The sequence below is a fragment of the Bradyrhizobium sp. genome, from assembly GCF_049581145.1.
Taxonomy (GTDB): Bacteria; Pseudomonadota; Alphaproteobacteria; order Rhizobiales; family Xanthobacteraceae; genus Bradyrhizobium.
On the sequence record NZ_JBAURI010000152.1, the window covers coordinates 1 to 10,305 of the forward strand.

The window sequence follows — 10,305 nt, forward strand, 5'->3', positions numbered from 1 at the left end:
GTTGACGGGCACGTCCTGGGTGCCCTCGGGCACCAGGATTTTCGCGATCGTGCCTTCGTCGACCGCCTCGACCTCCATTGTCGCCTTGTCGGTCTCGATTTCCGCGATCACGTCGCCCGACTTGACCTTGTCGCCCTCCTTCTTGAGCCATTTCGCAAGGTTGCCCTTCTCCATGGTCGGCGATAGCGCGGGCATCAGAATGTTGATGGGCATACTGACCTCAAAGATTTCCCAGAGCGGTTCCATTGCGAATCGAATCGGAACGGAGGCTCCAGCTTTTTGTTTTGACGCGTTTTCTTGACGCAAACGTTGCGCGCTTCGCCGGAAAACGCTCTGGCTAGAGTCTTCCACGAGCTGGCGAACCAGCGAAGACCGTGCTGCGCGCGATCCGCCCTTGATGGTGAGCTGACGCGCCGCATCAGTTTCCGATATCGCCCTGCCAAAGACGCTCATTGACCGGGTTCGACCGCCAATTCTTCATCATGTTGATCGATCGCTCGTCCGCCAGGTCGATGAAGGGAATCCCGAACTGGGTCAGAATGTCCTTGCTGCCGGGAAACGTCACGGACTCGCCGATCACAAGCAGCGACAGCTTGAACAGTCCGATCGCGCCCGCGCACATCGAACACGGTGACAGCGTGGTGTACATGACGGTGTCGTGAAACGATATCAGGCCGGCCTCGCGCAGGCATGACATTTCGCCGTGAAGAATGACGTTCTTCTCCTGCATCCGCCGATTATGGCCGCGCGCAATGATCTTGTTGTCGCGCGTCAGCACCGCGCCGATCGGCAGGCCGCCTTCGGCGATGCTGTCTTCGGCTTCGCGAATCGCTTCCGCCATGAATTCGAAATGATGGGGATCAACTACCATACTCATTGACCTTGCTCAGTGACCTTATTGCGATCGCGGCGTGGTGGCGCCGATGTCCATCGGCCGGGCGATCTCGGCTTCGAACATATCGACGATGCGCCGCAGCGCCTCATGCTCGGTGAAGCTGCTTTCGCGCGCATAGGCGCGGGCGGCATGGCGCGCGATATCGACCAGCAGCAGGCCCCACATGTCCGGCTCCTCGAATGCGCGCATGAAGGCAATGGAAAGGCCGCCATCCAGCACGAAGGCGCGTAGCACTTCGGTGGCCTCGTCGTTGCCGATCACGTCCGGGGGTAACGGCTGCTCCTTGGGTCCCGCCATGGCTCACCGATAGCAGACGGTCTTAGCGGCCTCGACCACCTCGGCCGCCGAAGGCAGCGCAAGCTTTTCGAGGTTTGCCGCATAGGGCATCGGCACGTCCTTGCCGGACACGCGCAGCACCGGGGCGTCCAGGTAGTCGAAGGCGTGCTCCACGATGCGTGCCGCGATCTCGGCGCCGATGCCGCTCTGCTGCCAGCCTTCCTCCACGGTCACCGCGCGGCCGGTCTTCTTTACGGAGGCGACGATCGTCTCGGTATCCATCGGACGCAGCGTCCGCAGATCGATCACCTCCGCCTCGATGCCCTCCTTAGCGAGTTCGTCCGCCGCCTTCAGCGCATAGGTCATGCCGTTCGACCAGGAAATAAGTGTGACGTGATTGCCCGTGCGCGCCACCCGCGCCTTGCCGATCGGGATCACATAATCGTCGAGTTTCGGCACCTCGCCGGAATGGCCGTACAGCATCTCGTTTTCCAGGAAGATCACTGGATTGGGGTCGCGGATCGCGGCCTTCAGCAGGCCTTTGTAGTCGGCGGCCGAGAACGGCGCGATCACCTTCAATCCCGGGATCTGCGAGTACCAGGCGGAATAGTCCTGGCTGTGCTGGGCGGCGACGCGGGCGGCCGCGCCGTTCGGCCCGCGGAACACGATCGAGCAGCCCATCTGGCCGCCCGACATGTACAGCGTTTTCGCCGCCGAGTTGATGATCTGATCCATCGCCTGCATGGCGAAGTTGAAGGTCATGAACTCGACAATGGGTTTCAAACCCGCCATCGCCGCGCCGACGCCGACACCGGCAAAGCCGTGCTCGGTGATCGGCGTATCGATCACGCGCCGATCGCCGAATTCCTGCAACAAGCCCTGCGTCACCTTGTAGGCGCCCTGATATTCGGCGACCTCTTCGCCCATCACGAACACGTCCGGGTCGCGGCGCATCTCCTCCGCCATGGCATCGCGCAATGCCTCGCGGATGGTCATGGTGACCATTTCGGTGCCTGCGGGCACTTCGGGATCGGGCTCGGCCACGACATGGGGCGCTGAGGGCGCCTTCTTTTCTTGGGCCCCACCCAGTTTGTCCGCAGATGCCGGCGTCTCAGTCTTGCCTTGAGCCGGGGGCGCCGACTCGGCGGCCTGCTCCTGCTTGGCCGGAGCCTGTGCCTTGGACAGATCGGCGGCGCTTTCGCCGTCGGCCAGAATGGTCGCGATCGGGGTGTTGACGGCGACGTCGGCGGTGCCTTCGGGGATCAGGATGCGGCCGAGCGTGCCCTCATCGGTCGCCTCGACCTCCATCGTCGCCTTGTCCGTCTCGATCTCGGCGATCACATCGCCGGATTTGATCGGCTCGCCTTCCTTTTTCAGCCATTTGGCGAGATTGCCCTTTTCCATCGTGGGCGACAGCGCAGGCATCAGCACTTGAATTGGCATAACAGCTCCGAAAGTCAGCTTGCGCTCTCAGCGATAAACGTCGGTGTAAAGTTCTGAAACATCCGGTTCGGCATCGTGCTGAGCGAAGTCCGCGGCCGCGTTGACGATCTCGCGCACCTCGGCGTCGATCGCCTTGAGGTCCTGCTCGCTCATATCGGCCGCCAACAGGCGGTTGCGAACCTGTTCGATCGGGTCCTGATCGTGCCGGACCTTCTCGACCTCTTCGCGGGTCCGGTATTTCGCCGGGTCCGACATCGAGTGGCCGCGATAGCGGTATGTCTGCATCTCCAGGATATAGGGACCCTTGCCAGCCCGGCACCAGGCGATTGCCTTGTCGCCGGCGGCCTTGACGGCGCGGACGTCCATGCCATCGACCTGCTCGCCCGGGATGTTGAAGGAAGCGCCGCGCTTGGAGAAATCGGTCTGCGCGGAAGAGCGGGTCACCGAGGTCCCCATGGCATAGCGGTTGTTCTCGATGACATAGACCACCGGCAGCTTCCACAGCTCGGCCATGTTGAAGCTTTCATAGACTTGGCCCTGGTTTGCCGCGCCGTCGCCGAAATAGGCCACGCTGACGAAATCGTTACCGCGATAGCGGTTGGCGAAGGCAAGCCCGGTGCCGAGCGAGACCTGGGCGCCGACGATGCCGTGGCCGCCGAAGAAATTCTCCTCCTTGCTGAACATGTGCATGGAGCCGCCCTTGCCCCTGGAATAGCCACCGCGGCGGCCGGTCAGTTCGGCCATCACGCCCTTGGCGTCCATTCCGCAGGCGAGCATGTGCCCGTGATCACGGTACCCGGTTATCACCTCGTCGCCCTTCTTCAGGGCCATCTGCATGCCGACCACCACGGCTTCCTGGCCGATGTAGAGATGGCAGAAACCGCCGATCGCGCCCATTCCGTAGAGTTGGCCGGCCTTCTCCTCGAAGCGCCGGATCAGCAGCATGTCACGGAGCGCGGCCAGTTCCTGGTCCTTGGTGAACTCCGGAGGCGGCGCCTCGACGTTGTCGTGCTCGGCTTCTTTCGCGAGGCTTTTCTTGGGTGCGGCCATGGCAATTCCGGATCACAGAAGGTGAATGAGCCCTCTGTATCCCAAGTCAATCCGGCAAGAAAGGACTGCTTGATCGATCGGAAGCATGGCTATGCCGCGGTGCAATGCACCGCGAAACTTTAGCAATCAATTCGCGCGTTTTTTGGAATCAGACGAAGATCTGTCGAACCAGGCGCGGCAATCGACGACGCTCGCGTGTACGTGCTCAGGAAACGGGCTAGTTGGGCGTCTTCATCCAGACCAGGTCGTGCGGATTGGCGTAGTCGAGCTGGTAGCGCGCGCGTTCGTCCAGCATGTCCGGATCGACCCGGTCGGAGCGAAGCAGCGAGGCGCGATGCTCGCTGTCCGCCCGCTCCTGCTTCAGCCGCGCCAGTTCGGTAGTCAGCGCGACGATCTCCTGATCGAGTTCCTGCTGCGCGTTGAGGCCGTATCTGCCGGTATAGGCGTTGACCCCGAAATAGCCGATCATCGCGGCTGCCATCGTGTAGAGGGCAAGCCCGGTGAGGAAAGATTTGAGGCGCGAACGGGAGACCATGCGCGGAGCATGCGACGGCCTGGTTAACGAATCTCTAAACAGGCCGGCGCCCGACGTGGCACTCGCTATCTGTTGAAGCGCTCGACGAAGGCCGCGTAGGCCTCGAGATATTGCTGCAGCACCTTCTGCAGCGACTCCTTGGTGAGTTCGCCCCTTTCGTCAAAGGCGTCGCCGACGCCGTTCAGGTGGATCTCCGGCTGTCCCAGGATCGGCCCCGAAATGCCCGGCAGGATGTTCTGCAGATGTTTCGCGGCGCTGACGCCGCCGAGCGGCCCCGGCGAATTGGAGATGATGCCGGTCGGCTTGCCCAGGAACGAGCTTTTGCCGTAAGGGCGCGATCCCACGTCGATCGCGTTCTTGAGGACGCCGGGGATCGAGCGGTTGTATTCGGGGGTGACGAACAGGACGCCGTTTGATGCCTGCAGCTTGTCCCGGAATGCCAGCCAGTCGGCCGGCGGGGTCGCCTCCAGATCCTGGTTGAAGAAGGAAATGTCGTGCAGCGTCGTCACCTGGAGCTTGAGGCTTGCGGGCGCGAGCTTGGCCAACGCATGCGCGATCTTCAGCGTGAAGCTCTCTTTGCGCAGGCTGCCGACGATCGTGACGATGGAATGCGAGGTGGCCATGGGATGTCCTTCTCTAAAGGCGGGTCGCCTCCCGTAGACCCGCGGCCAAAAAGATGCAAGTGCATGCACTGCGGTTTGGCCAAAAAACAGATCTGCCAAAGGAATAGGCCGCCCCGACGGGCGGCCTATTCCTTTGCCCCCGGTCGAGGCGATCAGATCACGGGATTCCATGGCGCCGGGATCAGGCGACAGCCGGCACCGCCCTTGGAAGCCCACCACGGTCGGCTTCTCGACCGTCGCCATGGAAGGCCGATTTCATCGGCCCTTGTGGGGATTGATGAGGAATTTCTCTCCCGTCGCGCGTTTGGCGTAAAGTGCGATGTTGGCCGGGTCCAACGCCTCCTGCAGCGACACGACCTTGGTGTAGTGGCTGGCGAAGGTGGTCCTAAGTTCGTCGATCACACGCTCACGCAATAGCCGTCCCTCGACCGGCCCCAGCTTCATCAGGAACGGAAACAACAGCCAGCCGCCGACACCCCAAGCCATGCCGAAAGTCCGGTTGAGCTCAAGGGGCCGTGGATCGAGCCCACCATAGATGTAGACCTGCTTATGCACGTTCGAGCCGTAACGGCTATAGACCTTGGCGGTCTTGTTGGCGGCCGTCTCCATGCAGGTGAGGATCTGGCCGGCCAGCTTGCCGCCGCCGATGGCGTCGAACGCCAGTGTGGCGCCGGTCTGGACCAGCAGATGCGTCAGGTCATCCAAGAAGCTCGGCGCGGTGGAATCCACCACATGCTTCGCGCCGATCTTGTGCAGGATATCCGCCTGCTCCTTGCTGCGGACGATATTGACCAGGGGAATGCCGTCCTTCAAGCAGATCTTGTTGAGCATCTGCCCGAGATTGGAGGCGGCCGCGGTATGCACCAGCGCCTTGTGACCTTCGCGGCGCATGGTTTCGGTCATGCCGAGCGCCGTCAACGGGTTGACGAAGCAGGAGGCGCCTTCGGCCGGTGTCGTGCCGGCCGGCAACGGCAGGCATTCATTGGCCTTCAGGCAGCGATATTGCGTGTACATCGCACCGCCGATCATCGCGACCGTCTTGTCCATCAAGGCCTTTGCCGCATCCGATGCGCCGGTCTTGATCACGACACCGGCGCCTTCATTGCCGACCGCCATGGATTCATCCAGCCGACCGGCCATCGCCTTCAGTCCAGCTTCCGGGACATGCGCGGTGATGATGGGCGATTCCTTTGTGCCGGAGGCTTTTGCGGTCGCCATGTCCGCGGCGCCGAGGAGAAGGCCGAGATCCGATGGGTTGATCGGCGACGCCTCGACCCGCACCACGACTTCGTCGGGGGCGGGCTCGGGCGTTTGCATCGTCACCAGCGAAATCTCCAGTTCGCCGGTTTTCCTGATCAGCGAACGCAACTGCAGCCCGGTCTTGCCTTCGCTCATGGTGACGATCCTCCCGCCCGATCTTCTATCTGTGCCACGATCTCACGCCAGCGCTTTGAGCGCGCCCTTCCCGGCATATTTCGCCTGCCTGCCGAGCTGCTCCTCGATCCGTAGCAACTGATTGTACTTGGAGGTGCGGTCGGCACGTGCCAGCGAGCCGGTTTTGATCTGGCCGCAATTGGTGGCCACCGCGAGGTCGGCGATGGTGGAGTCCTCGGTCTCCCCGGAGCGATGGGATATGACCGCGGTGTAGCCGGCTTTGTAGGCCATCTCGACCGTGCCAAGAGTTTCCGTCAGCGTCCCGATCTGGTTGACCTTGATCAGGATCGAATTGGCGCGGCCGTTCTTGATGCCGTCAGCAAGCCGCGTCACGTTCGTCACGAAATTATCATCGCCGACCAACTGGCATTTGCGACCGAGCAGGTCGGTCAATTCCTTCCAACCGTCGTTGTCGTCTTCGGACATGCCGTCCTCGATCGAAACGATTGGATAGCGCGAGGCCAGATCGGCGAGGTATCTCGCCTGTTCGGAACGCGAGCGGATCTTGTTCTCGCCGCCATAAACGTAATTGCCGTCCTTGAAAAATTCGCTCGCCGCGCAGTCCACCGCCAGCATCACGTCATCCCCGGCCCTGTAGCCTGCCTTGCCGATCGCGTTCATCACGAATTCGAGCGCGGCATCCGCCGACGGCAGGTTCGGCGCGAAGCCGCCCTCGTCGCCGACATTGGTGTTATGGCCGGCCTTTTTCAGTTCCGCCCGCAGCGTGTGGAAGATTTCCGATCCGCAGCGCAAACCCTCGGCAAAGGTCTTGGCGCCGACCGGCATGATCATGAATTCCTGGAAGTCGATCGGATTGTCGGCATGCACCCCGCCATTGATGATGTTCATCATCGGCACTGGCAGGGTCCGCGCCGAGGTTCCCCCGACATAACGATAAAGCGGCATGTCGAAGGATTCGGCGGCAGCCTTGGCGCAGGCGAGCGACACGCCAAGGATCGCATTGGCCCCGAGCCGGCTCTTGTTCGGCGTGCCGTCGAGATCGATCATCATCTGGTCGATCTGGACCTGGTCCTCGACCTCCACGTCGCTGAGGGCCTCGTAAATCTCGCCATTCACGGCATCGACAGCCTTGGTGACGCCCTTGCCGAGATAGCGTCCTTTGTCGCCGTCGCGCAGTTCCACGGCTTCATGTTTGCCGGTGGAGGCGCCCGACGGCACGGCCGCGCGACCCATCGAGCCGTCCTCCAGGATGACGTCGACCTCGACGGTCGGATTGCCGCGGCTATCGAGAATCTCCCGGCCGATGATGTCGACGATGGCGGTCATGGGTTGCCTCCTTGAAAAATGAAAGGGGTAAGACGGCGTGGCGCCGCTTCTAGCGCAACCCATCGGGGCGGAAAAGGTCGCCTGAGGAGCGCTCATGGACGACGCGGTCATGATTGGCTAAGACGCTGGCCTCAAGAGGGGATCATGCCTAAAAAGCCCAATAAATCGGCACATGTGCCGCCGCTGCAGCTTGGCCGGGCCGTGGAATGGCCCCAGACACCCGACCAGGCGCAGATCGATTGCGTCCCCAACCCGCAAAACGACACCGACTATCTGGTGCGCTTCGCCGTGCCCGAATTCACCTCGATCTGCCCGGTCACGGGACAGCCGGACTTCGCCCATCTGGTGATCGACTACGTGCCGGGCCAATGGCTGCTGGAGTCCAAATCCCTCAAGCTCTATGTGGCGAGCTTCCGCAACCACGGCGCATTCCATGAGGACTGCACCGTCATGATCGGCAAGCGGCTGGCCGCCGAGGTCAAGCCGAAATTCCTGCGGATCGGCGGCTACTGGTACCCGCGCGGCGGCATTCCGATCGACGTGTTCTGGCAGACCGGCAAACTGCCCAAGGGTCTCTGGCTCCCGGAGCAGGGGGTCGCGCCCTATCGCGGGCGGGGTTGATCCGTCCTGACGCCTCACGGCCTACTCGTTCCGGCGCAGCTGCAAGTCCAGCAGCGGCACGAATTGCTGACCGCTGTGCAGGTCGCGCACGCCGCCCGGCACCAGGATGTGCTACTCATCCCGTCTTCAGCACCCATGGAGACCGCTCCTTGAGTCCGGCTATCGCGAGATCTCCTCGAGCTCACGATCCAGCGTGCGCGGGCCCCACCCGCCGATCGAGATGACCACGATCAGCATCGCGACGGCGATCAGACCAAAGACACCCTTGGTGCCCGCGGTCTGCAGGAAGAAGCCGATGATGAAGCTCGCAAATACCGCGCTGATCCGGCTGAGCGAGTAGGTGAAGCCGACCGCGCGGGCGCGGACCCGGGCCGGAAACAGTTCGGCCTGATAATTATGGAATGAGTAAGACAGCACGTTGTTCGACAGCGTGATCAGCACGCCACACAGGATCAGCAACGGCATCGTGTTCTGAAACGAGAACAACATGCCGAAGATCCCGATGCAGCCGGCGGCGCCGACCAATTGCCATTTCCGCTCGAACCGGTCGGCGAAGCTCATGGCCAGCAGCGGCCCGAAAGGATTGGCGATGGCGATGATGAATGAATAGAGCAGGCTCGCGCCGAGATTGATGCCGGTCTGCTGGGCGATCAATGTCGGGACCCAGGCGGCGAAACCATAGAAGCCGAAGGTCTGGAAGAATTGGAAGATCATCAACATGATGGTCCGGCCCCGATAACGGGACTCGAATATCTCGGCTAGGCGGCCCACGGGTTGCGCTTCTTCCACCGCATGGCTGTCCGGCACCGGCAACGATTTGCCGCCGAGATCGGCGAGCACCTTCGCCTCGATCGACGCGGTCACCGCCTCGGCCTCGTCGAGCCGTCCCTGGTTGATGAGCCAGCGCGGGCTTTCCGGTATCCCACGACGAATGAACCAGACGAAAAGCGCGCCTGTCGAGCCGAGCAGGACCACCCAGCGCCAGCCCTCAAACCCGAACGGGCTGATCGGCACCAGCCTGTAGGCGACAAACGCCACGATCGGCACCACCGAAAACTGAACCGCCTGGTTAAAGGCGAACGCGCGACCGCGCATCGATTTGGGCACGAGCTCCGAGAGATAGGTGTCGATCGTGACCAGTTCCACGCCGATGCCGATGCCGGCGATCAGTCGCCAGAGGCTGACGCCAAGACCACTGTTCTGCAGCGCCATGACCAGCGTTGCCGCGCTGTACCAGAGCATCGAATAGGTGAAGATGGTTCGCCGCCCGTATCTGTCGGCGGCGTAGCCAAAGAACAAGGTGCCAATGAACAAGCCGGTGAAGGTCGCGGCGACGAACAGGGCCGGCCCGGCGAAGATGCTGACCGCCGCGTTGGTGAGCAAGCCTTCCTTCATCAGGCCGGGAACGACGTAGGCGGTCATGAACAGATCGTAGAGCTCGAACATGCCGCCAAGCGAGAGCAGCGCAATCAGCCGCCACACCTGCGGCGTGCCGGGAAGTCGATCGAGGCGGGCGAGAATGGCAGCCGCGCGCGCCTTGACGGATGCGTCCGTGGTCATCGTTTCCTCCGTATTTTTTTCCGCCGTCGATTGCAGCGCCGACCGGCCTTGTCGGACAAGCATGCCCGCTTTCGTTTCATCCTTGTAGGGGGATGCTGTTCGACCTGCGGACGGTTTTCCGCTGCTCTTGTTCTCCGCCCCTGCGTGTTCGCGGCGCATCGAAAACAGGCCGGCTTTGCTGCGCTGCACGAAGGCGCGAGATTGACTGTCGAGCCGACCGCGGAGAACCACCGGCGGACGGGCCGCTTTCTGACGAAGGTCGAATCGCCTACCAGTTGCCCTTCACGCCATCTTGAAACGCCGCCGATGAGCCGTCACGAACCCGAGCCGGCCGCCAACAGGACCGGGGCAGATCCCGGGCCGGCGGCGCCGAGCACGCCCGATGCGCTTCGTGAGACCGGCTTGCTGCATTTGCAGGCCGGGCGGCTTCTGGACGCGCAGCGGTTCTGCGAACAGGCGCTGGCGATCGATGCGGGACACCCGGACAGCCTGCAGCTGATGGGACTATTGTCGCTTCACACCGGGCATTACGATCACGCGGTGGAATGGCTCGCACGTGCCATCCGGCAAAATCCCAAGAG

General features: G+C 62.4%; 12 protein-coding genes. 2 read left to right on the forward strand and 10 right to left on the reverse strand.

Annotated elements, in window-relative coordinates; genetic code table 11:
• The 9 genes from WCB02_RS04990 to eno form a co-directional block, all read right to left on the reverse strand.
• A partial coding sequence (locus tag WCB02_RS04990) for a biotin/lipoyl-containing protein (protein WP_423956729.1) occupies positions 1 to 213 on the reverse strand: 213 nt, incomplete at its 3' end.
• Between the two features lie 205 nt (positions 214 to 418).
• Positions 419 to 877 carry a nucleoside deaminase gene (locus WCB02_RS04995; RefSeq protein ID WP_423956730.1) on the reverse strand — a complete coding sequence of 153 codons (459 nt, stop codon included), beginning with the start codon at positions 875 to 877 and terminating at the stop codon, positions 419 to 421.
• Positions 878 to 895: 18 nt separating this feature from the next.
• Entirely contained in the window at positions 896 to 1,192 is a 297-nt protein-coding gene (locus WCB02_RS05000; RefSeq protein ID WP_423956731.1) for a DUF5076 domain-containing protein, read from the reverse strand.
• A 3-nt stretch (positions 1,193 to 1,195) separates the two neighbouring features.
• Entirely contained in the window at positions 1,196 to 2,614 is a 1,419-nt protein-coding gene (locus WCB02_RS05005) for a pyruvate dehydrogenase complex E1 component subunit beta (protein ID WP_423956732.1), read from the reverse strand.
• A gap of 27 nt (positions 2,615 to 2,641) precedes the next feature.
• The gene (gene pdhA / locus WCB02_RS05010) at positions 2,642 to 3,664 is read right to left on the reverse strand and encodes a pyruvate dehydrogenase (acetyl-transferring) E1 component subunit alpha (protein ID WP_423956733.1); all 1,023 of its coding nucleotides are present in this window, start codon (positions 3,662 to 3,664) and stop codon (positions 2,642 to 2,644) included.
• A gap of 217 nt (positions 3,665 to 3,881) precedes the next feature.
• Positions 3,882 to 4,199: an FtsB family cell division protein gene (locus WCB02_RS05015; protein ID WP_423956734.1), complete on the reverse strand. Its 318-nt coding sequence runs from the start codon at positions 4,197 to 4,199 to the stop codon at positions 3,882 to 3,884.
• A 65-nt stretch (positions 4,200 to 4,264) separates the two neighbouring features.
• A complete protein-coding gene (locus WCB02_RS05020; protein ID WP_423956735.1) occupies positions 4,265 to 4,822 on the reverse strand; it encodes an NADPH-dependent FMN reductase in 558 nt (185 codons plus the stop codon).
• Between the two features lie 255 nt (positions 4,823 to 5,077).
• Complete coding sequence (locus tag WCB02_RS05025) at positions 5,078 to 6,217, reverse strand: zinc-binding dehydrogenase (protein WP_423956736.1); 1,140 nt, start codon at positions 6,215 to 6,217, stop codon at positions 5,078 to 5,080.
• 42 nt (positions 6,218 to 6,259) lie between these two features.
• Positions 6,260 to 7,543: a phosphopyruvate hydratase gene (gene eno / locus WCB02_RS05030; protein WP_423956737.1), complete on the reverse strand. Its 1,284-nt coding sequence runs from the start codon at positions 7,541 to 7,543 to the stop codon at positions 6,260 to 6,262.
• 144 nt (positions 7,544 to 7,687) lie between these two features.
• On the opposite strand from eno, the gene queF reads away from it, so the two are divergent.
• Positions 7,688 to 8,164 carry a preQ(1) synthase gene (queF, locus tag WCB02_RS05035; protein WP_423956738.1) on the forward strand — a complete coding sequence of 159 codons (477 nt, stop codon included), beginning with the start codon at positions 7,688 to 7,690 and terminating at the stop codon, positions 8,162 to 8,164.
• Positions 8,165 to 8,323: 159 nt separating this feature from the next.
• On the opposite strand, the gene WCB02_RS05040 is transcribed toward queF, so the two are convergent.
• Positions 8,324 to 9,724: an MFS transporter gene (locus WCB02_RS05040; protein WP_423956739.1), complete on the reverse strand. Its 1,401-nt coding sequence runs from the start codon at positions 9,722 to 9,724 to the stop codon at positions 8,324 to 8,326.
• A 306-nt stretch (positions 9,725 to 10,030) separates the two neighbouring features.
• Between WCB02_RS05040 and WCB02_RS05045 the strand changes: the two genes are divergently transcribed.
• Positions 10,031 to 10,305, forward strand: a 275-nt coding sequence (locus WCB02_RS05045) for a tetratricopeptide repeat protein (protein WP_423956740.1), incomplete at its 3' end; no start/stop codon positions are given.

Coding starts and splice junctions, on each gene's coding strand:
- WCB02_RS04995 (WP_423956730.1), bottom strand. CDS start 877: ATGAGTATGGTAGTTGATCCCCATCATTTCGAATTCATGGCGGAAGCG.
- WCB02_RS05000 (WP_423956731.1), bottom strand. CDS start 1,192: ATGGCGGGACCCAAGGAGCAGCCGTTACCCCCGGACGTGATCGGCAAC.
- WCB02_RS05005 (WP_423956732.1), bottom strand. CDS start 2,614: ATGCCAATTCAAGTGCTGATGCCTGCGCTGTCGCCCACGATGGAAAAG.
- pdhA (WP_423956733.1), bottom strand. CDS start 3,664: ATGGCCGCACCCAAGAAAAGCCTCGCGAAAGAAGCCGAGCACGACAAC.
- WCB02_RS05015 (WP_423956734.1), bottom strand. CDS start 4,199: ATGGTCTCCCGTTCGCGCCTCAAATCTTTCCTCACCGGGCTTGCCCTC.
- WCB02_RS05020 (WP_423956735.1), bottom strand. CDS start 4,822: ATGGCCACCTCGCATTCCATCGTCACGATCGTCGGCAGCCTGCGCAAA.
- WCB02_RS05025 (WP_423956736.1), bottom strand. CDS start 6,217: ATGAGCGAAGGCAAGACCGGGCTGCAGTTGCGTTCGCTGATCAGGAAA.
- eno (WP_423956737.1), bottom strand. CDS start 7,543: ATGACCGCCATCGTCGACATCATCGGCCGGGAGATTCTCGATAGCCGC.
- queF (WP_423956738.1), top strand. CDS start 7,688: ATGCCTAAAAAGCCCAATAAATCGGCACATGTGCCGCCGCTGCAGCTT.
- WCB02_RS05040 (WP_423956739.1), bottom strand. CDS start 9,724: ATGACCACGGACGCATCCGTCAAGGCGCGCGCGGCTGCCATTCTCGCC.